Origin of the sequence: Plantactinospora sp. WMMB334 (genome assembly GCF_049179095.1) — a bacterium.
GTDB lineage: Bacteria > Actinomycetota > Actinomycetes > Mycobacteriales > Micromonosporaceae > Plantactinospora.
The window spans coordinates 2,707,521-2,731,561 of the sequence record NZ_JBMHME010000002.1 but is presented as its reverse complement, the minus strand read 5'-3'; the positions used below and the strand labels follow the sequence as shown (position 1 = coordinate 2,731,561).

Sequence of the window (24,041 nt, the reverse complement as noted above, 5' to 3'; positions counted from 1 at the left end):
CGGGCGGAACGGTCAACCGGTACGCGCGGCGGCCTGCCGGTAGGCGCGCCAGCCACCGGCGGCGGTGATGTCCTCGGCCGTGGCGGCACCGGCCGCGTACGCCTCGGTGAGGAACCCGAGCACCTCCCGGCCGTCGTGCAGGCGCAGCCGGCCGAGCGTGAGTGGTGCGGGTATTCCGGTGAGCAGGCTGCCGATCGTGCCGACCGGCAGCCGCCACAACTCGATCTCGATCGCCGCGCCCTGCCCCGGGCCGACCCGGACCAGGCTCGGCAGCCCGACGCCGTCGTCGGAGGGGAGCCGGTAGAGCCGGTAGAGCGGCGCGGTCCGGGCGACGCCGGCCAGCGTCGCGCCCCGGTCGACGAGTTCGGCGTTGCGGGACTCGCCGCGCAGATGGCGGCCGACGACCGCGAGCAGCACCCGCCCGTCGCCATGCTCGGCCGGTCCGGAGGTGCCGGAGGCCGCCGAGCGCCCGCCGGCACCCACCGCCGGGTCGTCCGGTGCCGTCTCGTCAGGGGCGGCAGTGCACAGTGCCGCACCCTCCAGTGCCGCGCCGAGCCGAGCCAGGGTCGCGTCGCTGAACGCCGGCCCGACCAGGGTCAGACTGGCCGGGCGCCCGGCCCCGGTGAACCCGTTGGGTACGGTCACCGCCGCCAGGTCGAGCAGGTTGGCGAACTGGGTGTAACGGCCCAGCATGGTGTTGCGGCCGATCGGGTCTTCGTCGATCTCCGCCAGGGTGAAGGTGGTGCCGACGGTCGGCAGCACCAACACGTCGACGCGCCGCCACAGCCGCTCCGCCCAGGCGCGCAACTCCTGGAGCCGGTGGCGGGCCCGGAAGACGTCGGTTCCGGCGTACCGGCGTCCGCTCTCCAGCACGCTGCGGGTCACCGGCAGTACGGCGTCCGGCCGACGGCGGAGGAAGTCGTCCAGATCGGCGAGGCGCTCCGCCACCCACGGCCCCTGGTAGAGCAGGTCGCCGGCCTCGAGGAGCGGCCCGAGTCCGAGCGGTTCGGATTCGCGGACCAACGCGCCGACCCGCTCCTGCCCGGCGGCGAACCGGTCGCGCTGGCCGAGGTCGCCGAAGAAGTCGAGGTCCTCCGCCCGGGGTACGCCGAGGCGTAGTGTCGACGGCTCGCGCCCCTCGGCCAGCTCGGGCGGCAGCGCCCGGCTCCACGGATCCTCCGGGTCGACGCCGCGGGCGACCCGGAACACGTCCGTGGCGTCGTCGACGGTCCGGGCGAAGATCGAGACGCAGTCGAGCGACCGGCAGGCCGGCACCACCCCGGCGACGCTGAGGAGTCCCCTGGTCGGCTTCGTGCCGACGATGCCGTTGCAGGCCGCCGGGACCCGGCCGGAACCGGCGGTGTCGGTCCCCAGGGCGAACGACACCAGACCGGCGGCGACCGCGACCGCCGATCCCGAGCTGGAGCCGCCGGCGATCAGACCGCCACCGAAGACGCTCTCGCAGGCGCCGTAGGGCGAGCGGGCGCCGGTGAGCCCGGTGGCGAACTGGTCGAGATTGGTCTTGCCGACCAGCATCGCCCCGGCGTCGAGGAGCCGAGCCAGCACCGAGGCGCTGCGCTCCGGGCGGTAGGCGAACTCCGGGCAGCCTGCCGTGGTCGGCAGCCCGGCGGCATCGATGTTGTCCTTGACCGCGAACGGCACCCCGTACAGCGGCAACGTGGCCAGCTCGCCCCGGCGTCGGTGCAGCTCGGCCGCCCTGGCCCGGAGTTGCTCGGCCGGGACGGTGCTGATCCAGACCGCCTCCCCGGCCCGCTCCGCGAGCGCGGCGAGAACCTGGTCCGCGACCTCCACCGTGCTCAGCTCGCCGGCCGAGTACGCGGACCGGAGCGCCGTCACCGTCCCGATCGCCTCTGGCATACAAACGATTGTCGACCGTCGTGTTTCGACACGTCACCGCCGACGTAACGACGATGTGTCGTGGGCCCGGAAGAGGGCCGTTCCTGTCGGGCGGGTCGCCGTCAGTCGAGGTAGGAGCGGGCACCGTGCGAGGCCAGCACGGCGATCACCGCCTCCGGATCGCCGTCCGCGACGGCGGCGAGCAGCCGCTCGTGCCGGTCCAACCCGTCGCCGGGCTGTGCCAGCTCCGCCTCCCGGCGCAGGTTGAGTGCCATGTAGAGCTGGAGCTTCAGCAGGATGGCCTCGTAGACGGCGGAGAGTTGCCGGTTGCCGGCGAGGGCCACCAACTCGACATGAAAGGCCCGGTGCGCCTCGGCGACCCCGAGCCGGTCGCCGGCCTGGATCGCCTCGCGCATCCCGCTCAGCGTCGCCTCGAGGCCGGCGAGTTCGGCAGCCGACCGCACCGGCAGGGCAGCCCGCACGGCGTGCCGCTCCAGGACGTCCCGCACCGCGTACAACTCCTGGACGTCCCGGTCCGAGAGCGTCGCCACCCGGGCGCCGCGCCGTGGCACATGCTCGACCAGCCCCTGCTGGGCGAGGAGCCGTAGCGCCTCCCGCAACGGGGCACGGCTGATCCCGAGCCGCCGGGTGAGCTGTTCCTCGACCAACCGTTCCCCCGGCTGCGTCTTACCGCTCAGGATCTCGCGCCGCAGCCGGAGCACGGCCAGCTCGACGAGGCTCGCGCTCTCCAGCTCGCCGTCTCCGCCCGGTCCGGCAGCACTCCGGTACGACGAAGCCGGGCCACCCCGGACCGCCGGGCCACGAGCGGCATCATCGCTGAGGCTGACGGTCCGCTCGGTTGGCTCGGTCACGCCGAAGAGTCTGCCACCCGCCCCGACCGGTCCCGTCCCGGGCGGGGCCCCGGGCGGTGAAAGCCGGCCCCGGATACGCCGTTGGCCGGGTCCCCTGGTGTGGGGACCCGGCCAACGGGGTTGTTCTGTTCTGTTCTGTTGTGCTGGTGTGTCAGCTGGTGGTCCAGGCGTCGGCGACGAGGTCGGCGGCCTGGTCCTCCCACTTGGCGTACGCGTCCGGGTACGCCGACACCTGCACCTTCTGCGCGGCCACGGTCAGCGGCAGCTCATGCCAGCCGTCGACCTGCCGCAGACCCTTCAGGAACGCCGTCGTGGCGTACTCGGGGTCGGTGATCTGCTCCACCGTGCCCCAACCCGACGACGGCCGCTGCTGGAACAGGCCCTGCGAGTCATGGTCGTTACGGTCACCCAGATGACCCAGGTTCTCCAACTTCGACTCCTGCAGCGACGTGCCGACCGCGATCACCGCAGCCCGCTCGTCCAGACCCGCCTTCTTCGTCGCCGCCACGATCGCCTTCACACTCGCCGCCCGCTCCGGCGAGATGTCGATCCGCGACTGCACACCCTGCACACCGTGCGGCACCAACCGGTCCCGCGACGGCCCACCACCCTTGTCGCCCTTGTCACCCTTGTGGTCGCCGTTGTCGGCGGTGACCGAGACGGCCACCAGGCTACCGGCATGCTCCGGGCCGGCCTGCGCCGCCACCGACGGGCCCGCGACCGCACCACCGACGAACGCCAGACCAGCCACACCCAACACGGACCTACGCACGAACGAAGTCTGCGACATGGCCGGAAGCCACCGACCGAACAACATCGTGTTCATGACGGTCCACCTTCCAATCGGGGATGAACACCCACCGCCGCAGGGGAAACGACCGGGATGCCACAGGAAGTAGGAAGAGAACATCACGTCCCGAAACCAGCACACCGGCGGTCTCCAGAGACGACAGAAGCAAGAACACCCGAGCACGGGATACTGCCGGGGGGGACGGCTCGTACTCGGGCGAACACCACATGTAACGACCGGTGGGTGGGGATCATTCCCCGCCACCCACCCGCAAGCCCCCGGCCGACCAGGGGTGCTACTCGGCCGTACGCATGATGTAACGACCGGCCCCCACCCAGCATTCCCCACCGGCACGCCGACCACCAAACCGAACCGGACATCCGACGCAGTGATCGCGGCGCACCCGATCCCGTCAGGCCGGTGCGGCGGCGGTCAACCGGACCACGAATCGGCAACCCCCGCCGATGTTGGCCACGTCGACCCGCCCACCGTGCGCCTCGACCAGCCCGTGCACGATGGCGAGGCCGAGCCCGCCGGAGGCGCTGCCGCCGCCACCCGCCTGGCCGGGGGTGCGCGCCGGCTCGCCCCGGAAGGCCACGTCGAAGAGCCTGGGCAGATCCGCGGTGGGGATCCCGCCGCAGGTGTCCGTCACCGCCAGCCAGGCGGCGTCCCGCTCCCGGCCCGCCTCGATGCGTACGGTGCCGTCCTCGGGGGTGTAGCGGACGGCGTTGAGCAGCAGGTTGCCGACCACCCGGGCGAGTTCCGGCTCACTGGCGACGACCGTGGGCCAGCCCGACTCGGCCGCGACCAGGCGGATGCCTCGGGCCGCCGCCAGCGGCGCCGTACTCGCCAGCGCGTCCGAGACCACCTCGCCGAGGGGCACGGCGGTCAGCGACAGTCGCAGCGCCCCCGCGTTGATCCGGGACAACTCGAACAGGTCGTCGACGAGCCGGGTCATCCGATCGGTCTCGACCCGGATCCGCCGGTGATAGTCGCCCACGGTCTCCGGGTCGTGCACCACCCCGTCCTCCAGCGCCTCCGCCATCGCCCGCAGCCCGGCCAGCGGCGTACGCAGGTCGTGGGAGACCCAGGCGACGAGGTCGCGGCGGCCCTTTTCGAGCTGCCGCTCCCGCTGCCTGGCCTGGTCGGCCCAGACCGCCGCCGCCGCCAGTCGCCGTCCGGAGTGCCCGCCGATCGCGACGCTGACCGCGGCCGCCGCCGCGACGGTGATCAGGACCACCTCCAGGTCGTGCCGCGAGAGGAACATCTCCTCGGCGACCACGACCACGCCGCCGACGACGGCCAGCACGGTGGTGGCGAGCAGCACGTAGAGGTGCACGGTGATCGAGGCGCGACGCAGTCGCCGCAGCAGCAGCGCGCCGGCGGCCCCGACGACCAGCGCCGCGCCGAGCGCCAGTGCGAAGATCAGTAGCAGGTCACGCATGGGACCGCTCGTACCGGTAGCCCACGCCCCAGACCGTCACGATCCGCCGTGGGGCGGCCGGATCGGTCTCGATCTTCTCCCGCAGCCGGCGTACGTGCACGGTCACCGTGGAGTGGTCGCCGAAGGTCCAGCCCCAGACCTGTTCCAGCAGTTCCGCCCGGCCGAAGGCCCGGGAGGGATGGCGCATCAGGTGCACGAGCAGGTCGAACTCCCGCAGGGTCAGGGCGAGTTCGGCCCCGCGCAGCAGGGCCACCCGGGGGCCGGTACGCACCTCCAGGTCGCCGTCGACGAGCAGCTCCGGAAGCGGGTCCGGCCGGTCGGCCGCCACCGCGTCGCCACCGGAGCGGCGGAGCACCGAACGGACCCGCAACACCAGCTCGCGTGGGGAGAAGGGCTTGGTCAGGTAGTCGTCGGCACCCAGCTCCAGCCCGAGGACCCGGTCGGCCTCGTCGCCGAGCGCGGTCAGCATCACGATCGGGATGCCGTCCGGCCGGCTGCGCAGCTCGCGGCAGACCTGCAGGCCGCTGAGCGTCGGCAGCATCAGATCGAGTACGACCAGATGCGGCGCCTGGTGCGCGACGGCGGCCAGTGCGGCGGCACCGTCGCCGACGTGGCTGACCTGATAGCCGGCGTGCCGCAGATAGCGGCAGACCACGTCGCCGATGGTCTTGTCGTCCTCCACCACCAGCACCCGCTGGGTCACCGCCGGCCTCCCGCTGATCCCATCCGGCCAGCGTAGCCACGCGCCGCACCGGGCCGGGCAACCCCAGACCTTGCGGGATTCTTACGGCTGCGCCGACACCCACGCCGCCGCCCTGACCGGCGCATATGGTGACCGGAATGCGGATACTCGTCACCGGAGCGGCCGGATTCATCGGTTCGCACGTCGCCGACCTGCTCGTGGCGCACGGCCACGAGGTGGTGGCCGTGGACGCCCTGCTGCCGGAGGCGCACGGGCCGGCGGCGCCGCCCTGGACGCACCGGCACCGGCCCGTGGTCGGCGACGTGCGCGACCCCGACCTGCTCGCCGGCCTGCTGCGCGGCGTCGACGCCGTCTGCCATCAGGCGGCCATGGTCGGGCACGGACTCGACCCCTCCGACGCCCCCCGGTACGCCAGCCACAACGACCTCGGCACCGCGACCCTGCTGGCGGCGATGCACGACGCGGGCGTACGCCGGCTGGTGCTGGCGAGTTCGATGGTGGTCTACGGCGAGGGGCGCTACCACTGCCCGGAGCACGCGGTGGTGCGCCCGGCCGGGCGGCACCCCGCCGACCTGGCGGCCGGCCGTTACGAGCCGGGCTGTCCCCGCTGCGGCGTGCCCCTGGTCCCGGGTCTGGTGCCCGAGGAGGCGCCCCTGGAGCCGCGCAGCACGTACGCCGCGACCAAGCTGGCCCAGGAACACCTGGCCGGAGCGTGGGCGAGGCAGACCGGCGGCGAGGTCTGGGCGCTGCGCTACCACAACGTCTACGGCCCCCGGATGCCCCGGGAGACCCCGTACGCGGGGGTGGCGTCGATCTTCCGGTCGGCGCTGGCCGCCGGCCGGCCACCCCGGGTGCTGGAGGACGGCCGGCAGCGGCGCGACTTCGTCGCCGTCGCCGACGTGGCCCGGGCCAACCTGCTGGCACTGACCACGCCGGCGCCGGAGCCGATCGTGGCGGTGAACGTCTGCTCCGGCGAGCCGCACACGGTCGGGGAGCTGGCGCGGGAGCTGGCCGCCGCGACCGGCGGCCCGGAGCCGGTGGTGGTCGGCGGCGGCCGGGCGGCCGACGTCCGGCACGTGGTCGCCGATCCCGCCCGGGCGGCGCGACTGCTCGGCTTCACCGCCCGGACCACGTTCGCCGAGGGCGTCGCCGAGTTCGCCGCCGCACCGCTGCGCGACCCGGCAACGGTCAGGACACCGTCCACAGTAGGTGGTTGATCGCCAGCGCGGTGCCCGCCTGGACGGCGAGCCAGCCGGTCCGCTGCCGTGCCGGCAGGTGCGCGGTGGCGACCAGCAGCCAGACCGCGAACGGTAGCCAGATCCGCTCCACCTCGGCCTTGCTCAGCCCGGAGAGGTCCGCGAGCAGCACCACCACGGCGGCGGCGACCGGCAGCCACACCGTCGCGCCCCCGGCCGGCCGGGGGCACCGCTCCGCGCCCCGGCGTCGGCGCAGGAGCGGGCGTACCGCGCTCGCGGCGGCGGCGACCGCGCGGCGCAGCGCCGGTCCGACCACCGGGCCGGCGGAGAGCAGCAGTGCGGCCAGGTTCGCCCAGACCCAGTAGCCGTACGGGCGCTCCGCCGCCCAACCCTGGTAGTAGCGGCGCACCACCAGCTCGTAGCCGTCCCACCACCAGAAGCCGGCGACGGTGAACCCGGCGACGACGGCCGCCACCGCGACCGCCGCGACGACGAGCACGCCGAGCCGGTCCCGGGCGCGCAGCGCCACAACGGTCAGCGCGAGCAGCCCGACGAGCGCGAAGCCGTAGGACAGGTGGAGGGCGAAGCCGAGCAGCAGCCCGCCGGGGAGCGCTGCCCACCGGCCGCGCACCGCCAGCAGGGCCAGCCCGGCGGCGACCACCCCGGCGAAGATCCCGTCCGCCGAGGCGCCCACCCAGACCGCCCCGGGAAAGAGCACGAGGAACGGCCATACCGCCCGGGCCGCCTCCTCGGCGCCGAGCGCCCGCAGCGTCACCGGGACCGAGACCGCCACCGTCGCCCCGACGATCACGCAGGCGAGGCCGGCGGCGGCACCGCCGCCGAGGCCGATCCGGTCCAGCCAGACGAAGACCAGCAACGCCCCCGGCGGGTGGCCGGCGGTGTGCGTCGACCAGGAGTCGGGCTGGAAGTCGAGGATCCGGCCGGTGAAGCCGGCCAGCATCGCGCCGACGTCGGTCACCCGGGGCACCTCGTGCAGGTATTCGGCCTGCACCGTCAGCCGGCCGGCCAGCCCGGCGGACCAGCCGTCGACAAGCGCGAGCGACAGCGTCCAGGCCAGCGCACCGAGGTAGCCGGCGGCGAGCAGCCGGTGCCACGGCGCGCTCCGCGCCCAGCGCACGCCGTACCCGACGACCAGGGCGGCGAGCAGCAGCGCCACCGGCGTACCGGGGCCGGCGTGCGGCCGCCAGGTGGCGTAGAGCGGGGCGGCGTCGGCGTGCAGCCCGCCGCCACGGGCGTTGAGCAGTGCGCCGACGCCGATCGCGGCGGCGAGCAGCGCCGCCTCGACCGCGACGACGACCGCGTCGGCGTGCCGGCGAGGTGCCGACAGGTTCGGCAGGGTCATGGCGACCGCCGACGATACGAGCCCGCCGGGCGGTCCGAAAGCGGGTCGGGCCGCACGTCAGGAACTCGTAAGAAATCGGTGCGGCGTAAGCGATCCGTAAGCACCCGGAACATCCCGGGCAGCGGCCACCCCGCCTAGCGTCGGCGGACATGAGCACAACCATCGACGTGGTGCTGCCGTGCCTGAACGAGGCCGCCGCCCTGCCCGCCGTACTCGCCGCGCTGCCACCCGGCTACCGGGCCCTCGTGGTGGACAACGGCTCCACCGACGGGTCGGCGGAGGTCGCTGCCGCGCACGGGGCGCGGGTGGTCGCCGAGCCACGGCGCGGGTACGGCGCGGCGGTGCACACCGGCCTGCTCGCCGCCGGAACGGACCTGGTCTGCGTGCTCGACGCCGACGGGTCGTTCGAACCCGGCGAGCTGCCCCGGCTCGCCGCGCCCGTGCTCGCCGACCGGGCGGACCTCGCGGTGGGGCGCCGCCGGCCGGTCTCGGCGGCCGCCTGGCCCTGGCACGCCCGGGCCGGCAACGCGGTGGTCGCCGCGCTGCTGCGCCGCCGGGGCGTACCGGTGCGCGACATCAGCCCGATCCGGGTGGCCCGCCGGGCGGCGCTGCTGCGGCTCGGCGTCGCGGACCGGGCCTTCGGCTATCCGCTGGAGCTGCTGCTGCGCGCGGCGGCGGCCGGGTGGCGGATCGTCGAGCTGGAGACGGCGTACGCGCCACGGGCCGCCGGCACCAGGTCGAAGGTCTCCGGCTCGGTGCGGGGCACCCTCCGGGCCACCCGGGACTTCGCCGGGGTGCTCCGTTCCGGTGCCGGGGCGGGCCGATGAACATTCTGCTGGTGGTCGCCAAGGCGCCGGTGCCCGGCCTGGCCAAGACCCGGCTCTGCCCGCCGGCCAGCCCCGAGCAGGCGGCCCGGATCGCGGCGGCGGCCCTGCTGGCGACGCTCGCGGCGGTACGCGCCACCGCCGCCACCATCCCGGTACTCGCGCACACCGGCCGGTTCTCCGACGCGGAGTACGCCGACGAGCTGGCGGCGGCGCTGGCCGGCTGGCATCTGCTGCCGCAGCACGGCGACACCTTCGCCGACCGGCTCGCGCACGCGCACGCCGAGGCGGGCGCGGCCTTCCCCGGCCGGCCCGTGCTACAGGTCGGGATGGACACCCCGCAGGTGTCCCCCGACACACTCTCCGCCGCGTTCGACCGGCTCACCGGCGCCGACGCGGTACTCGGGCCGGCCGTCGACGGCGGCTGGTGGGCCCTCGGCCTGCGCGACCCCGGGCAGGCGTCCGCACTCCGGCCGGTGCCGATGTCCACGCCGCAGACCGGACGGCAGACCCTCGCCGCGCTGCGGGCCCGGGGGCTGCGGGTGGCCGTCCTGCCGGTGCTGCGCGACGTGGACGACTGGGACGCCGCCCGGGCGGTCGCGGACGATCTGCCGGGCAGCCGGTTCGCGAGGGCGGTCCACGAGACCGGGACCGTCGTGACCGAGGGGGCACGACGGTGATGCCGGGCAGATCGTCGGGCCGCCCGCCGAATCGCGCCGCGCCGGCCGGCGGCCCGACGAGCAGGGCGGACCGTCCCGGTGGCTTCGACGGGCCGCTCGCATCGCGTGCCGGGGGCGGCCCGGAGTCGGCCGCGCCCCGGCGCCCGCGCGGTCGCCACGGCATGCCGGAGCCCGTCCGCGCCGAGCACGCCCGCACCGAGCACTGGCTGCTGCGTGCCGGCGGGGCAGCGTACCCGCTGCCGGTGCGCCGCTGGCACGGCCCGCCGGAACCGGCCGTCGCACCGGTCGTGGCCCGCTGCCTCGGCCCGACCATCGACCTCGGCTGCGGGCCGGGCCGGTTGACCGCCGCGCTGGCCCGGCGCGGCCTGGCCACGCTCGGTGTGGACATCTCGGCGCACGCGGTACGCCTGACCCGGGCCCGTGGCGCCGCCGCGCTGCGGCGCGACATCTTCGCCCCACTGCCCGGTGAGGGACGGTGGGCGCACGCCCTGCTGATCGACGGGAACATCGGCATCGGCGGCGACCCCGTGGCGCTGCTGCGCCGCTGCGCCGCCCTGCTCGCCCCGGACGGCACCGTCCTGACCGAACTGGAGCCGCCCGGGACCGGGCTGTGGCAGGGGCTGGCCCACGTCGACCCGGTCGGGCCGGGTCGCGGACCGGGACGGAGCGCGGTGTTCCGCTGGGCCCGGGTCGGGGTGGAGGCGGTGGGGCGCGTCGCCGCCGACGCCGGGCTGCGGGTGACCGCGCTGCTCTGCTCCGGTGACCGCTGGTTCGCCGAGTTGGTACGCCGATGATCCGCCGCCCGCCGATCCCGCGCCCCGAGGATTTCACCGGGCCCGCGCACTCGGCGCCGGTGGCGGCCCGGCTCGGCCTCTGGCTCGGCGTCGCGTTCGGACTCTGCTTCCTCACCGGGCTGATCAGCCACGCCATCCAGCATCCGCCCGGCTGGTTCGGCTGGCCGAGCCGGCCGGTGAACCTCTACCGGATCACCCAGGGCGTGCACGTGCTCTCCGGGATCGCGGCGATCCCGCTCCTGCTGGCGAAGCTCTGGAGCGTCTATCCCCGGCTCTTCGCCCGGCCGCCGCTGCGCCGGCCCGGCCGGCTCGTCGGGCACGGACTCGAACGCGTCTCGATCCTGGTACTGGTCTGCGCGGCCTTCTTCGAGCTGGTGACCGGGGTCTTCAACGTGGCGCAGGCGTACCCCTGGCGGTTCTTCTTCCCCGCCGCACACCACGCGGTGGGCTGGCTGGCGGCCGGTGCGCTGCTGGTGCACGTCGGGGTGAAGCTGCCGCTGATCCGGACGGCACTGGCCACCCGGATCGGCCAGGCTCCGGTGCCGGGACGGCGTGCCTTCCTGCGGACCGCCGCCGGCAGCACCGGGGTCGCCGTGCTGGCCGCCGCCGGGGTGACCGTGCCGTGGTTGCGGCACGTCTCGGCGCTGGCCTGGCGGTCGGCGACCGGGCCGCAGGGGGTGCCGGTGAACCGGACCGCGAGCGCCGCCGGCATCGCCGTACCGGCCGACTGGCGCCTGGAGGTCGTCTGGGCCGGTGGCCGGCGCGGCTTCGGCCTTGCCGAACTCGCGGCCCTGCCGCAGCGGACCGGGCGACTGCCGATCGCCTGCGTGGAGGGCTGGAGCGCGACGGCGGACTGGACCGGGGTGCCGGTGGCCGACCTGCTCGCCGCCGCCGGCGCGCCCACCGACCGGCCGGTCCGGGTCGGGTCGCTGGAGGAGGCGGGGCTCTATGCGCGCAGCGTGCTGCCGGCGTGGCACGTCACCGACCCGCTGACGCTGCTCGCGTTGCGGGTCAACGGGGAGGTGCTGCACCCGGACCACGGCTATCCGTGCAGGATCATCGCGCCGAGCCGCCCCGGCGTGTTGCAGACCAAGTGGGTGACCCGGCTCGAGGTCGCGGGATGAGTGGTGGGGCGGGACGGCGCCGGGTGCCGAGGGCGGCGGGTGGGCGGGCGACGAGGGTCATCCTGGTCGGGTCGGGCGTCGCGATGGCGGCGTACGGCATCGTCCTGCTGCCTCCGCTCGACACCGTGCTCCCCTGGTTGCTGGCCGGCCCGCTGCTGCACGACGTGCTGGTCGCCCCGCTGGTCGGGCTCGCGGGCCTGCTTCTCGGCCGGCTGGTGCCGGACCGGGCGGCCCGGAGCTGGATCACCGCCGGGCTCGCGGTGCCCGCGACGCTGCTGCTGATCGCGGTGCCGCTGATCTGGCGGCCGTCGGCCGCACCGACCAACCCGGGACTACAGGACCGCGACTACCTGATCCAGATCGGTGTCTGGACGGTGCTCCTCTGGGCCGGGCTGGCCGCCGGGTACCGGCTGTGGCGACCGGCCACGACGACGCCGCAGACGGTACGGTCGGACCGTGGACCAGGCCGAGGAGGGCGCCCGGATCGGCGCCGCGCTGGCCGGTTGGCTCGGCCGGCTGACGTTCCACGACCAGACGAGTGACGAGGTCACCGCCCTGCTGATCGACACCGTCGTCGCCTGGGCGAGGGCAGAGGGCTGGCGGGCCTACCGGCGTGCCGCCAGCGTGATGCCGCTGCCGCCACCCTACGAGCATCAGCACTCCATAGTGGATGTCGGGTGCGCCCGGGCGGACGGTGCGCCGGTCGTGATCGAGGTCGACCACTCCGGTCGGCGACGCTCCGTCGACAAGCTCCGGCTGGAGTCCGAGGCAGGGCGGATCGCCATCTGGCTCCGCTGGGGCGAACGCAGGTTCGAGCCTCCGCCGGCACCCATCGCGATGGTGCCGTTCCGGGTCACCTCCCGGCCGGATCCCGGTGAAGCCGGACGGCGTTACTCGCGGCGGCCGGCAAGCGACCGCCCGGCACCGGCACACCTGCTCCGGGACGTGGATCTCGGCGACCAGGTCGACCTGTTTCCCACCCCGGAGGGGACCGGCCGGTCCGGGACTGACAGCCTGGAGCGGGACTGACGGCTGGAGCGGAGGCGGGGCGTCAGCCGCGCTTCATCAGGCGCCCGACAGCGGCCATCATCTCGGTGGCCATCTCGTCGGCCCGCCCCGCCATCGCGCCCTCGTGCATGCAGTGCCTGGCGTGCCCGTCGAGCAGGCCGAGCGCCACCTTGTCCAGCGCCGCCTGGATGGCGGAGATCTGGGTCAGGATGTCGATGCAGTAGCGGTCGTCCTCGACCATCCGCTCGATCCCCCGGACCTGCCCCTCGACCCGGCGCAGTCGCGCGAGCAACTGATCCTTGCTGGCGGTGTAGCCGCGCGTCGGGGTCTCCGCAGGTGTCGTCATACCCTAAGCATATCTAACCCCCTGGGGGTATGCTACGGTACTCGGGAAGCGATACCCCCGAGGGGTAAGTGCGGGCAGCCAATACCCCCCACGGGTATAGGATGTGACAGGGGAAGGGAGCGCTTGGATGATCATCGAGAACTACCAGGTCAAGGGAATGACCTGCAATCACTGCGCCAACGCGGTCAGCAAAGAGGTCGGCGCGATCCCGGGCGTGACGGACGTGAGCGTCGACCTCTCCTCCGGCTCGGTCACCGTCACCAGCGACGCCGCGGTGGACCCCGAGCGGCTGCGCGCCGCCGTCGACGAGGCCGGCTACGAGCTCGTCGGTCCCTGACCCACCGCGCCCACCGCAGGGCAGGCGCTCGATCCAGAAGAAACCAGGCAGCACGATGCACACCGCGACAAACCGGTGACCGACTACGAGGTGGCGCACGACAGGCGGATGCACCTGATCGTCGCCCGGCGGGACCTCTCCGGCTTCCGCCACGTTCACCCGGAGATGGCGCCGGACAACCGGTCACCCGACCTGCAGCCCTACCTCGGTGCGTACGGTCACCTGGTCGCGCTCCGGGAAGGTGACCTGGCGTACCTGCACGTGCATCCCGACGGCGGGCCCGGCCACGGACACGACTAGCGAGGGGAGACGGGAATGGCAACGGCCGCCGGGCGCCCACCGATGGCGCCGCACCGGATCGAACTGACAATCGGCGGGATGACCTGCGCCTCCTGCGCCAGCCGGATCGAGAAGAAGCTCAACCGGCTCGACGGGGTGACCGCGACGGTCAACTACGCCACCGAGAAGGCCAGCGTCAGCTACGACGACACCCGTACCCCGGCCGACCTCATCGCCACGGTCGAGCAGACCGGCTACACGGCGGTGCTACCCCCGCCACCCCGTCCCGCCGACGCGCCGGAGGCAAGGGCCGCCGCGCCCGACGACGCGCTGCGTACGCTCCGGACCCGGCTGCTGGTGTCGCTGGTGCTGACCGTGCCGGTGATCGTCCTGGCAATGGTGCCGGCCTGGCAGTTCGACCACTGGCAGTGGCTCTCGCTCACCCTCGCCGCGCCGGTCGTCGCGTACGGCGGGCTGCCGTTCCACCGGGCCGCCTGGATCAACCTGCGGCACGGCGCCGCCACCATGGACACGCTGATCTCGCTCGGCACGCTCGCCGCGTTCGGCTGGTCGGTGTGGGCGCTCTTCCTCGGCACCGCCGGCATGCCGGGCATGACCCATTCGTTCAGCCTCGACATCGGCCGGGGCGACGGGGCCGGCAACATCTACCTGGAGACGGCGGCCGGGGTCACCCTCTTCATCCTCGCCGGTCGCTACTTCGAGCTCCGCGCCAAGCGCCGGGCCGGTGCCGCGCTGCGGGCGCTGCTCGAGCTCGGGGCCAAGGAGGTGACGCTGCTGCGCGGCGGCGTCGAGACGCGGGTCCCGGCCGACCAACTCGCCGTCGGGGACCGTTTCGTGGTCCGTCCCGGCGAGAAGATCGCCACGGACGGGCTCGTCGAGGAGGGCTCGTCCGCCGTCGACGCGAGCATGCTCACCGGCGAGTCGGTGCCGGTGGAGGTCGGCCCCGGCGACGAGGTGGTGGGTGCGACGGTCAACGCCGGGGGCCGGCTCGTCGTCCGCGCCGCCCGGGTCGGCGGCGAAACCCAACTCGCGCAGATGGCGACCCTGGTCGAACGGGCCCAGAGCGGCAAGGCGCAGGTGCAACGCCTGGCGGACCGGATCTCCGGCGTCTTCGTCCCGGTCGTGATCGCTCTCGCGGTCGGCACCCTCGGTTTCTGGCTCGGCTCGGGGGACGGCGTGACGGCGGCATTCACCGCCGCCGTCGCGGTGCTCATCATCGCCTGCCCCTGCGCCCTCGGGCTGGCCACTCCGACGGCGCTGCTCGTGGGCACGGGCCGGGGTGCGCAGCTCGGCATTCTGATCAAGGGGCCGGAGATACTGGAGTCCACCCGGCGGGTGGAGACGGTCGTGCTGGACAAGACCGGCACCGTCACCACCGGCCGGATGAGCCTGGTCGAGATCGTGCCCGCCGAGGGGCAGGACGACGCGGAACTGCTCCGGCTGGCCGGCGCCCTGGAGGGCGCCTCCGAGCATCCGATCGCCCGCGCGGTCGCCGCCGCCACGGCGGAGCGGCCCGGACCGCTTCCCAGGGTCGACGCCTTCGCCAACGTGGAAGGGCTCGGCGTGACCGGGACCGTCGAGGGCCGGAGCGTCACCGTCGGCCGGGCTCGGCTGATGACCGAACGGGGTCTCGAGCTGCCCGCCGAGCTCGGGCCCGCGGTCAGCGCCGCCGAGGCGGCCGGCCGGACGGTGGTGCTGGCCGGCTGGGACGGCCAGGTCCGCGGAGTGCTGGTGGTGGCCGACACGATCAAACCGACCAGCCGCGAGGCGATCACCGGACTGCGCCGGCTCGGCCTCACCCCGATCCTGCTCACCGGCGACAACCACGCCGCCGCCCGGACGGTCGCCACCGAGGTCGGCATAGCCGAGGTGATCGCCGAGGTGCTGCCGGCGGAGAAGCTCGACGTGGTCCGGCGGCTCCAGGCCGACGGCCGGGTGGTCGCGATGATCGGCGACGGCGTCAACGACGCCGCCGCGCTCGCCCAGGCCGATCTCGGGCTGGCCATGGGAACCGGTACGGATGTCGCCATCGAAGCCGCCGACCTGACCCTGGTACGCGGTGATCTGACCGCCGCCGTCGATGCGATCCGCCTCTCCAGGGCCACGCTGCGGGTGATCCGCGGCAACCTGTTCTGGGCGTTCGCCTACAACGTCGCCGCCCTGCCGCTGGCCGCGCTCGGCATGCTCAACCCGATGATCGCCGGTGCCGCGATGGCCTTCTCGTCGGTCTTCGTCGTCGGCAACTCGCTGCGGCTACGCCGCTTCACGTCGCATCGGACCGGCCCGGTCGACGCGGCGGCGGAGGCGTAGCCGTCCGGATACGCCGTTGGCCGGGTCCCCTGGGGTGGGGACCCGGCCAACGGGGTTGGTCTGTTCTGTTCTGTTGTGCTGGTGTGTCAGCTGGTGGTCCAGGCGTCGGCGACGAGGTCGGCGGCCTGGTCCTCCCACTTGGCGTACGCGTCCGGGTACGCCGACACCTGCACCTTCTGCGCGGCCACGGTCAGCGGCAGCTCATGCCAGCCGTCGACCTGCCGCAGACCCTTCAGGAACGCCGTCGTGGCGTACTCGGGGTCGGTGATCTGCTCCACCGTGCCCCAACCCGACGACGGCCGCTGCTGGAACAACCCCTGCGAGTCATGGTCGTTACGGTCACCCAGATGACCCAGGTTCTCCAACTTCGACTCCTGCAGCGACGTGCCGACCGCGATCACCGCAGCCCGCTCGTCCAGACCCGCCTTCTTCGTCGCCGCCACGATCGCCTCCACACTCGCCGCCCGCTCCGGCGAGATGTCGATCCGCGACTGCACACCCTGCACACCGTGCGGCACCAACCGGTCCCGCGACGGCCCACCACCCTTGTCGCCCTTGTCACCCTTGTGGTCGCCATTGTCGACCATGACCGAAGCGGCCACCAGGCTACCGGCATGCTCCGGGCCGGCCTGCGCCGCCACCGACGGGCCCGCGACCGCACCACCGACGAACGCCAGACCAGCCACACCCAACACGGACCTACGCACGAACGAAGTCTGCGACATGGCCGGAAGCCACCGACCGAACAACATCGTGTTCATGACGGTCCACCTTCCATTCGGGGATGAACACCCGACCGGGGTGTCAATGGAGGAAACATCACGTCCCGAAACCAGCACACCGGCGGTCTCCAGAGACGACAGAAGCAAGAACACCCGAGCACGGGATACTGCCGGGGGGGACGGCTCGTACTCGGGCGAACACCACATGTAACGACCGGTGGGTGGGGATCATTCCCCGCCACCCACCCGCAAGCCCCCGGCCGACCAGGGGTGCTACTCGGCCGTACGCATGATGTAACGACCGGCCCCCACCCAGCATTCCCCACCGGCACGCCGACCACCAAACCGAACCGGACATCACACGCAACCGGCAACTCGACCCGATCGCCCGGCACTTCCTCCGGATCGCCCGGCTGACCCGGCGAGGGACGGAACGGCGGATGCGGTTCCTGATGCTCAGCCGAGCAGGGCCAGTGCCGCGCGCACGGAGCGGCGCTCCAGGGTGCGATCGAAGCTGGTCTCGCCCCGACAGAAGGCGGTGAAGGCGCGCCAGCCGGGCGGTGTGGCCACGGCGGCGTGGAAGACGCCGGGATGCCGGGTGAAGGCGGCGAGGATCCGGAAGCCGGCCCGCATCGGCGGGACGAGGTGCTCATGCACGGCGCGGACGTAGCCGTCGAGGTCGCCGTCAGCCGCGGCCGTGCCGGCGAGCGTGCCCGAGCGCAACGCGAAGCTGATCCCCTCCCTGGTCCAGGGTTCGAGCAGGCCGGCCGCGTCGCCGGCGACCAGCACCCGGCCGTGGCGCAGCGGCGAGTCGGCGCTGCGGCACCGGGTCAGGTGTCCGGAGTCGTGCACCGGCTCCAGGCCGGCCAGGCCCAGCCGCTCGACGAACTGCCGCAGGTACCGCCGGGTCCGCTCCCCCTCGCCCCGACCGGCGATCACCCCGACCGTGAGCCGGTCGCCCTTCGGGAAGACCCAGGCGTACGACCCGGGCAACGGCCCCCAGTCCAGCAGCAACCGGCCCCGCCAGTGGTCCTGGAGTGGGGGCGGGATCGGGAGCTCCAACTCCAGCCCCAGGTCGACCTGCGCGTACCGCACCCCCACCCGACGTGCCGTCACCCCGGCCGAGCCGTCGGCGCCGACCGCCGACCGGGCGCGCAGTTCCGATCCGTCGGCGAGCCTGACGCGTACGCCGTCGGGGTCCTGTTCGAGCCCGCGGACCGCGACCCGTTGCCGGATCTCGGCGCCCGCGCCGACCGCGGCGGCCCGGAGGCGGTCGTCGAACTCCTCCCGCCGCACCATCGTGACCAACTGCCCCGGGCGGTAGCGGCGGGTGAACTCCCGCCGCCCGTCGTGGGTGAAGGTGACCCGTTCGACCCGGTCGTCGGCGGGCACGTCGATCCGCGCGGCGGCCACCGCCAACGACGTGCCGATCAGACCGCCGCCGCAGGTCTTGTACCTCGGATGCGCGGACTTCTCGAGTACGACGGTGCGCGCGCCGGCCCGCGCGGCGGCGAACGCGGCGGAGAGTCCGGCGGGTCCGGCCCCGATCACGGCCACGTCCCAGATCACGGCTAGCAGCCTAGGCGACGCACCGGTCGGTTCCCGGGCGGGACTCGTCGGCAGGAGATGTCACCGGCTGCGCATCAACGCTTCGCCGGCGGGTAATCGCGGCCTCGCGAACTGCCTGGCGCGGGTGCGCGGGCGAGGAGGTCACCATGCAACAGCTACATCTCACCGACATCGAACAACGGGTGTATCAGGCGGTCACCACGCTCGAGGCCCGCGGACAGGTGCCCTTTCCGGAGGCCATCGCCGAGGAGGTCGGGCTGCCGCCGGAGCAGTTGGTGACGCCGCTGCACGTGCTCGGCGAGAAGAACCTCCTGCACCGCGAGGACTCCCCGCTGGAGGGCCTGGACTTCGGTCCGCGATGGTGTTCGCAACAGCTCGCCTGAACATCGCCGCCGCGGGCGGGCTGCCGGCCGAAGGGGTCGACATGTCGCTGACCCGAGCCGGAGAGGGTTTGGGGTATTCTGACCCCGTCGATCCCGATTAGCGGCCCGCGATCCGGACGCGGCACAGTCAGCGAGGCCCGATTGAGCGCGGCAGAAGGCACCTCCCCGGGTGGCCAGGGCGGCGAGCCACGATCGGGCAACGGCCCGGGTGCGGCCGAGCCGGACCCACTGGCTGGTCTCGACCCGCGCACCGCCGCCCGGCGGCGCAGCCAGGCACTCGCGGTCGGCCTGGTCGCCGCGTTCATGACGCTGCTCGACGTCAGCATCGTGAACGTCGCGCTCCCCTCGATCGACCGGGCCATCGGTGCCGACCCGAGCGATCTGCAGTGGATCGTCTCCGGCTACGCACTGACCTTCGGCCTGCTGCTGGTGCCGGCCGGCCGGTTCGGCGACGCTCGCGGGCGGCGTACCGTCTTCGTCGTCGGCCTCGGACTCTTCACACTGACCAGCGCGGCGGCCGGGATCGCCGGGTCACCGACCTGGCTGATCATCGCCCGGCTGTTGCAGGGTGCCGCCGCCGGACTGGTCAATCCGCAGGTGATCGGGCTGATCCAGCAGCTCTACCACGGCGCCGAGCGCGGCCGGCCGTTCGGCCTGCTCGGCGCCACCATCGGCGTCTCCACCGGCGTCGGCCCACTCCTCGGCGGCGGGTTGATCGAACTCGGTGGTCAGCAGCTCGGCTGGCGGCTGGTCTTCTTCGTCAACGTCCCGGTCGGCATCGTCACGATCCTCCTCGCCTGGCGACTGCTGCCGGCCGGTCCCGGGCGGCGGGCCGCGGACGGGCGCAACCTCGACCCGGTCGGCGTACTGCTACTCGGAGTCGGCGTCGTCTTCCTGCTGCTGCCACTTGTGCAACAGCGGCAGTGGCAGGGGCCGCTCAAGTGGCTGCTGATCCCGGCCGGACTCCTGGTGCTGCTCGGCTTCGTCGGCTGGGAGCTACGCTACCGGCGCCACCGGGTGCCGCTGTTCGACCTGGCCCTGTTCCGGCTCCGCTCCTACTCCCTCGGCATCCTGATCGGGTTGCTCTACTTCGGCGGCTTCGTGGCGATCTTCTTCCTCTTCACCCTCTACCTACAGGCCGGCCTGCGCTACACCGCCCTGCAGGCCGGGCTGGCGGTCACGCCCTTCGCGGCCGGCTCCGCCGTGACGGCGGCGCTCGGCGGTCGGATCATCTACCGGTTCGGCCGGCCACTGGTCGCGATCGGCCTGGCCACCGTCGCGATCGGGCTCGTCGGTGTGATCGTGGCGCTGCACTTCGTGCCCGGACGGGGTGCACCGCTGGTCACCGCCCTGCCGCTGCTGGTCGCCGGGCTCGGCAGCGGATTGGTGATCACCCCCAACCAGAACCTCACGCTTTCCGAGGTGCCGGTCGCCCAGGCGGGCAGCGCGGCCGGGATGCTGCAGACCGCCCAGCGGATCGGCGCCGCCACCGGGATCGCCGGGGTCGGAATGATTTTCTTCAGCACCTTGGCCGCCACCGGCAACGGCTGGTCGCGCGCGTTCCGGGACGCGCTGCTCGCCACCACGGGGTTCGTGGTGATCGCGCTGGTCGCGGCGATCGTGGACAGCTGGACCGAGCGGCCGGGAAGTCCGGCCAGGGCAGGCGGCGCCGGGTGACGGTCAGCCCGGACCGGCGGCGCCGGGTGACGCTCAGCCCGGACCGGCGGCCGGGTGACGGTCGCGGAGGCGTTCAGGCTGCCTCACCCGGGGTGAGCCAGCGGTAGCGGCCACCGGCCTCCTCGGTGAGCCAGCCGTGCGCGCTCTGCAGCCCTCGGTCGTTGAGCTGCGCGTCGTGGATGCCGTACGCCCGCTCGGGCGCGACCGCGCGGACGAAGTCGATCGCCTCGTCGGTCTTCAGCCACGACCCGTGCACCGGCACCAGCAGCGTCTCGACCGGCACCTCCGGCCGGTGCACCGAGTCGCCGGGGTGATAGACCCGCCCCTCGACGAGGTAGCCCAGGTTGGGGCAGTCCGGCAGGCCGCCGTAGATGGTGGCGTGCCGGCCCCCGAAGGCGCGTACCCGAAGGCCGGCGGCGGTGAACTCCTGCCCGGCTGCGACCGGTTGCACCTCGAGATCGGGGATATCTGCCCCGGCCGGGGCGTAGACCGGGACACCGAGACCGGCCAGCCGCAGCACGTCGACGTGGTCGGTGTGCTCGTGCGTGACCAGGACGGCGTCGGCGCCGCGCAGTGCCGCCGGCTCGCTCCAGCTGCCCGGATCGACGACCAGGACGGCGCCGGCGTGCTCGAGACGTACGCAGGCGTGGGTGTATTTGACGATTCGCACCCCCGGCACGCTAGCGAACCGCCGTCCGACCAAGATCCAGAGAGTCCGAAGTGATGCAGATCACACAGCTTGTCGACCCACCGGGGTTCGACTTCGTCGCCACGGTGTAAGCCACCTCCGACCTACCGCCGCAGGATGGGGAGGAACCAATGTCCCGTCAACAGTTCGGTTTCATCATCGGCTTCCTCATCGCGGCAGCCTGGGCCATCGTCGGCTTCGGAGCGGCGGCCGGTGCGGTCCTCGCCGGCCTGGTCGGGTGGCTCGCCGTACGGGTGATCGACGGCGACCTGAACGTCGCCGGTCTGGCCGACCGGGCCGCCGCATCCCGCCGGCGCTGACCGACGCCGACACCCCGACGGACCCAGCGGAGCGACCGGGGCCCTGATCTCCGGCAGAGACCCACCGGTAGGAGATGGGACAGGACATGGCTGACAGCACCACCGCCACCAGGAACGACAACCGGGCGAAGGCGGACTCGCCGGGCCGCACGATCCGGCCGGACGGCGGCGGGCCGGCCCGGGCCCGGGTGACCACCGAGACCGGGCAGACCCGCATCGCGGACGGGGTGATCGCCAAGATCGCCGGGTTCGCGACCCGCGAGATTCCGGGCGTGCACTCGATGGGTGCCGGACTCGCCCGGCGGATGGGACAGCTGCGCAGCCTCGTCCCGGGCGGCGGCGAGATGGCCGGGCAGGGCGTCTCGGTCCAGGTCGGCGAGCGCGAGACGACTGTCGACGTCGACATCGTCACCTTCTACGGCCAGAGCATCGTCGACGTCTCCGAGGCCGTACGCCGCAACGTGATCGACCGGGTGCAGGCGATGACCGGCCTCAAGGTCGTCGAGGTGAACATCAACGTCGACGACGTCCACGTCCAGGGTGACCAGGACGGCGACGACGGCAGGCAGCAGCCGCGATGAGCAGCCGGGCGACGAAGAGCGTGCCGAGCCGGATCGACCGCGGCGAAAGCACCGGTCCGGGCAGCGGCACGGGGACCGGCACGACCGCCTCGGAGAGGCCGGAGATCGACCGGAGCGGGTCGGGAGGGACGCCGGAGGCCGGACCGGAGGCCGCACGCGGGGGGCCGGACGGTGGACGGGCCGGTGCCGGCACGAGACCGGACCGCGGACCGGCCGGCGCCGGGCCCGCGCGGAGTGCCGATCCGGCCGCGGTGGCCACCAGGATCAGGGACGCCGTGCTCCTGGTGCCCGGCGTGACCGGGTTGACCGCCGGCAGCGGCATCGAGGCGGCCACCCAGTTCCCCGGCGGAAAGATCGTCGGAGTCCGCCTCGGTGACCCGGTGGAGGTGCACGTCGAGGTGGGGCCGGTGCCGATCGTCCCGGTGGCCGAGCAGATCCAGGCGGCGGTCCGGGGTGTACTGGAGAGCTTCGGTCGGGAGGCGTCGGTGGAAGTGATCGTCGAAGACATCGCCCTGCCGACGCCGGTCGACACGGCGGCCGGAGACTGAGCATGCGCCTGGTCAACCGCTTCGCCACCCTGCTGCTCGGTGTCGCACTGCTCGGCGGCGGCCTGCTGCTGATCGCCGAGGTCTTCGCCGTGGCGTTGAACCGCGAAGGGCTGGTCGCCGACCACACGGGCTGGTACCGCACGCTGACCGGCACCCGGCTGGGCGACGCCTGGGTACGCACCGGCTTCATCGCGGTCGGCGTGCTCGGCCTGCTGATCCTCGTCGCCCAGTTGACCCGCTGGAAGCCGCAGCGGTTGTCCACCCGGCTGGCCGACGGCTGGCACCTGCAACGCCGCTCCGTCGAACGGCAACTGGCGACGGCGGCGACCGGTGTCGCCGGTGTCGAGAGCGCCAGCGCCCGGGTCCGTCGCGACGGCGACGGCTGGCGGACCCGGATCCGGGCGGTGAGCGAGGCCCCGGTCGGGCCGGAGGTGGAGTCCACGATCCGGCGCGAACTGGAACGTCTCGGCGCCTCGCCGGACGACGACGTGGGGGTGCAGATCGTGCGCCCGTCGAGGTCGTCGCGGGCCGGTGTGCCGCGGGTGGAGACGTGATGGGCCGGCATACGACGGCCGGACGGCTCGATCCAGGACGACGACGCGCCAGGTCGCACGCGACTCTGTCGCACGTGACGCTGTCGCACGTGACGCTGTGGCGTGTGACGGGGTGGTGGGGAGGAGCGGCATGACGAACGGCGCTATCCGGGTGTTCTGGACGGTGGTCGGCATCGTGCTCACCGCCATCGGCGTGGTGGGGCTGATCGCCAGCCTGGGTCACCTGGCCGGGACCGACAACAGCGCACCCCTGCTCTGGTCGGGCCTGCTCCGCACCTGGCGCGCCGTCGACCCGTGGGGCCTGGTGATCCTCGGCGTGCTCGGGCTGCTCGTCGCCTGGCTCGGGTGGAGCATGCTCGGCTGGGTGGTCCGGGTCCGCCGATATCCGGTGCTCGGCGACCTCGACCTGCGGTCCATCACCCGGCGGACCGCCGATCCCGGCCCGGCGCCGGCCGGCGTCACCCATGTCCGTGGCACCCGGCTGGCCCGTGGCCTGGAACGGGACCTCGCCCGGGACCCGCAGGTCCGGCGGGCCTCGGTCCGGCTGGCCGGCACGGCCCCCCAGCCGGAACTCTGGATCGAGTTGCAGCTCAACTCCCGGGCCGCGCTGACCGTCGTCCGGGACCACGTCTCGGCGGCTGTCGAGCGGTTCCGGGCCACCTCCGGGATGGCACCGCGCCGGCTGGAGGTGACCGCGCGGATCGACGCCGCCGGCCCGGCCCGCGTGCACTGACCGTCAGCCGCGCAGGTGGCTGGGGCATGATGCCACCTCCACGGTCCCTTCGGCGGTAGCTCGGGGTACCACCGTCCCCGGGCGGGTTCGACACTCCGTCACCGAAGCGCGACCCGTAGAACGCGCCGGTGGGCAGGTTGGGCGAGTCGCACCAATTCGGATCAGGTGGTGATTCACACCCGCGAGTGTTGCCGTCCCGCCACCGGATCGTCACGCTGCTCATCGCGGATGACAGTCGTCGATGCGACGGCCGACCCGACCGGGACGGCGACGGCGACGCCGCGCCCGGCGTCGGCCGATCGGCGGCGACCGGGTGAC

At 73.6% G+C, this 24,041-nt stretch carries 26 protein-coding genes and 1 pseudogene; 17 read left to right on the top strand and 10 right to left on the bottom strand.

The window, feature by feature from the left end:
- Window positions 1-12 precede the first annotated feature (12 nt).
- From atzF to ACN27G_RS11620, 5 genes are all read right to left on the bottom strand, one after another.
- Window positions 13-1,878, bottom strand: coding sequence for an allophanate hydrolase (gene atzF / locus ACN27G_RS11640; RefSeq protein WP_421492807.1), 1,866 nt, complete (start codon window positions 1,876-1,878; stop codon window positions 13-15).
- A 101-nt stretch (window positions 1,879-1,979) separates the two neighbouring features.
- Window positions 1,980-2,729 (bottom strand): GntR family transcriptional regulator, encoded by a 750-nt coding sequence (locus ACN27G_RS11635; RefSeq protein ID WP_421492806.1) that lies wholly within the window; start codon window positions 2,727-2,729, stop codon window positions 1,980-1,982.
- Between the two features lie 151 nt (window positions 2,730-2,880).
- Window positions 2,881-3,519: a hypothetical protein gene (locus ACN27G_RS11630; protein WP_421497301.1), complete on the bottom strand. Its 639-nt coding sequence runs from the start codon at window positions 3,517-3,519 to the stop codon at window positions 2,881-2,883.
- A gap of 412 nt (window positions 3,520-3,931) precedes the next feature.
- Complete coding sequence (locus ACN27G_RS11625) at window positions 3,932-4,963, bottom strand: sensor histidine kinase (protein WP_421492805.1); 1,032 nt, start codon at window positions 4,961-4,963, stop codon at window positions 3,932-3,934.
- Entirely contained in the window at window positions 4,956-5,666 is a 711-nt protein-coding gene (locus tag ACN27G_RS11620) for a response regulator transcription factor (RefSeq protein ID WP_421492804.1), read from the bottom strand. The genes ACN27G_RS11625 and ACN27G_RS11620 overlap by 8 nt, the downstream gene beginning before the upstream one ends.
- Before the next feature lie 137 nt (window positions 5,667-5,803).
- On the opposite strand from ACN27G_RS11620, the gene ACN27G_RS11615 reads away from it, so the two are divergent.
- Entirely contained in the window at window positions 5,804-6,883 is a 1,080-nt protein-coding gene (locus ACN27G_RS11615; protein ID WP_421492803.1) for an NAD-dependent epimerase/dehydratase family protein, read from the top strand.
- On the opposite strand, the gene ACN27G_RS11610 is transcribed toward ACN27G_RS11615, so the two are convergent.
- A complete protein-coding gene (locus ACN27G_RS11610) occupies window positions 6,855-8,225 on the bottom strand; it encodes a hypothetical protein (protein WP_421492802.1) in 1,371 nt (456 codons plus the stop codon). The genes ACN27G_RS11615 and ACN27G_RS11610 overlap by 29 nt on opposite strands.
- 149 nt (window positions 8,226-8,374) lie before the next feature.
- Between ACN27G_RS11610 and ACN27G_RS11605 the strand changes: the two genes are divergently transcribed.
- The 6 genes from ACN27G_RS11605 (at window position 8,375) to ACN27G_RS11580 (ending at window position 12,676) form a co-directional block, all read left to right on the top strand.
- Entirely contained in the window at window positions 8,375-9,052 is a 678-nt protein-coding gene (locus ACN27G_RS11605; RefSeq protein ID WP_421492801.1) for a glycosyltransferase family 2 protein, read from the top strand.
- Entirely contained in the window at window positions 9,049-9,729 is a 681-nt protein-coding gene (locus ACN27G_RS11600) for a TIGR04282 family arsenosugar biosynthesis glycosyltransferase (protein ID WP_421492800.1), read from the top strand. The genes ACN27G_RS11605 and ACN27G_RS11600 overlap by 4 nt, the downstream gene beginning before the upstream one ends.
- 161 nt (window positions 9,730-9,890) lie before the next feature.
- The gene (locus ACN27G_RS11595) at window positions 9,891-10,523 is read left to right on the top strand and encodes a class I SAM-dependent methyltransferase (protein ID WP_421492799.1); all 633 of its coding nucleotides are present in this window, start codon (window positions 9,891-9,893) and stop codon (window positions 10,521-10,523) included.
- The gene (locus ACN27G_RS11590; protein ID WP_421492798.1) at window positions 10,520-11,647 is read left to right on the top strand and encodes a molybdopterin-dependent oxidoreductase; all 1,128 of its coding nucleotides are present in this window, start codon (window positions 10,520-10,522) and stop codon (window positions 11,645-11,647) included. Before ACN27G_RS11595 ends, ACN27G_RS11590 begins: the two co-directional genes overlap by 4 nt.
- A complete protein-coding gene (locus tag ACN27G_RS11585; protein ID WP_421492797.1) occupies window positions 11,644-12,189 on the top strand; it encodes a hypothetical protein in 546 nt (181 codons plus the stop codon). Before ACN27G_RS11590 ends, ACN27G_RS11585 begins: the two co-directional genes overlap by 4 nt.
- A complete protein-coding gene (locus ACN27G_RS11580) occupies window positions 12,104-12,676 on the top strand; it encodes a hypothetical protein (protein WP_421492796.1) in 573 nt (190 codons plus the stop codon). Before ACN27G_RS11585 ends, ACN27G_RS11580 begins: the two co-directional genes overlap by 86 nt.
- Before the next feature lie 22 nt (window positions 12,677-12,698).
- Here the strand turns inward: ACN27G_RS11580 and ACN27G_RS11575 are convergent, their stop codons facing one another.
- Window positions 12,699-13,001: a metal-sensitive transcriptional regulator gene (locus tag ACN27G_RS11575; protein WP_421492795.1), complete on the bottom strand. Its 303-nt coding sequence runs from the start codon at window positions 12,999-13,001 to the stop codon at window positions 12,699-12,701.
- 127 nt (window positions 13,002-13,128) lie between these two features.
- Here ACN27G_RS11575 and ACN27G_RS11570 point away from each other — a divergent pair, with 127 nt between their 5' ends.
- The 3 genes and pseudogenes from ACN27G_RS11570 (at window position 13,129) to ACN27G_RS11560 (ending at window position 15,948) form a co-directional block, all read left to right on the top strand.
- Complete coding sequence (locus tag ACN27G_RS11570; protein ID WP_421492794.1) at window positions 13,129-13,338, top strand: heavy-metal-associated domain-containing protein; 210 nt, start codon at window positions 13,129-13,131, stop codon at window positions 13,336-13,338.
- A 69-nt stretch (window positions 13,339-13,407) separates the two neighbouring features.
- A pseudogene (locus ACN27G_RS11565) lies at window positions 13,408-13,629 on the top strand (hypothetical protein); the annotation flags it as partial.
- A gap of 24 nt (window positions 13,630-13,653) precedes the next feature.
- On the top strand, window positions 13,654-15,948 hold the full coding sequence (locus tag ACN27G_RS11560; RefSeq protein WP_421492793.1) for a heavy metal translocating P-type ATPase: 2,295 nt from the start codon (window positions 13,654-13,656) through the stop codon (window positions 15,946-15,948).
- 86 nt (window positions 15,949-16,034) lie between these two features.
- On the opposite strand, the gene ACN27G_RS11555 is transcribed toward ACN27G_RS11560, so the two are convergent.
- Complete coding sequence (locus tag ACN27G_RS11555) at window positions 16,035-16,673, bottom strand: hypothetical protein (RefSeq protein WP_421497300.1); 639 nt, start codon at window positions 16,671-16,673, stop codon at window positions 16,035-16,037.
- Between the two features lie 453 nt (window positions 16,674-17,126).
- Window positions 17,127-18,239 (bottom strand): geranylgeranyl reductase family protein, encoded by a 1,113-nt coding sequence (locus tag ACN27G_RS11550; RefSeq protein ID WP_421492792.1) that lies wholly within the window; start codon window positions 18,237-18,239, stop codon window positions 17,127-17,129.
- Between the two features lie 146 nt (window positions 18,240-18,385).
- Between ACN27G_RS11550 and ACN27G_RS11545 the strand changes: the two genes are divergently transcribed.
- Window positions 18,386-18,622, top strand: coding sequence for a hypothetical protein (locus tag ACN27G_RS11545; RefSeq protein WP_421492791.1), 237 nt, complete (start codon window positions 18,386-18,388; stop codon window positions 18,620-18,622).
- A gap of 228 nt (window positions 18,623-18,850) precedes the next feature.
- Window positions 18,851-20,299, top strand: coding sequence for an MFS transporter (locus ACN27G_RS11540; RefSeq protein ID WP_421497299.1), 1,449 nt, complete (start codon window positions 18,851-18,853; stop codon window positions 20,297-20,299).
- Window positions 20,300-20,372: 73 nt separating this feature from the next.
- Here ACN27G_RS11540 and ACN27G_RS11535 read toward each other — a convergent pair whose 3' ends face one another.
- Entirely contained in the window at window positions 20,373-20,969 is a 597-nt protein-coding gene (locus tag ACN27G_RS11535) for an MBL fold metallo-hydrolase (protein ID WP_421492790.1), read from the bottom strand.
- 149 nt (window positions 20,970-21,118) lie between these two features.
- On the opposite strand from ACN27G_RS11535, the gene ACN27G_RS11530 reads away from it, so the two are divergent.
- From ACN27G_RS11530 to ACN27G_RS11510, 5 genes are all read left to right on the top strand, one after another.
- The gene (locus ACN27G_RS11530; RefSeq protein WP_421492789.1) at window positions 21,119-21,307 is read left to right on the top strand and encodes a hypothetical protein; all 189 of its coding nucleotides are present in this window, start codon (window positions 21,119-21,121) and stop codon (window positions 21,305-21,307) included.
- A gap of 86 nt (window positions 21,308-21,393) precedes the next feature.
- A complete protein-coding gene (locus ACN27G_RS11525) occupies window positions 21,394-21,888 on the top strand; it encodes an Asp23/Gls24 family envelope stress response protein (protein ID WP_421492788.1) in 495 nt (164 codons plus the stop codon).
- Between the two features lie 251 nt (window positions 21,889-22,139).
- On the top strand, window positions 22,140-22,436 hold the full coding sequence (locus ACN27G_RS11520; protein WP_421492787.1) for a hypothetical protein: 297 nt from the start codon (window positions 22,140-22,142) through the stop codon (window positions 22,434-22,436).
- 2 nt (window positions 22,437-22,438) lie between these two features.
- A complete protein-coding gene (locus ACN27G_RS11515; protein WP_421492786.1) occupies window positions 22,439-22,990 on the top strand; it encodes a hypothetical protein in 552 nt (183 codons plus the stop codon).
- 130 nt (window positions 22,991-23,120) lie between these two features.
- Window positions 23,121-23,723 (top strand): hypothetical protein, encoded by a 603-nt coding sequence (locus ACN27G_RS11510; protein ID WP_421492785.1) that lies wholly within the window; start codon window positions 23,121-23,123, stop codon window positions 23,721-23,723.
- The last annotated feature ends 318 nt before the right edge of the window (window positions 23,724-24,041 follow it).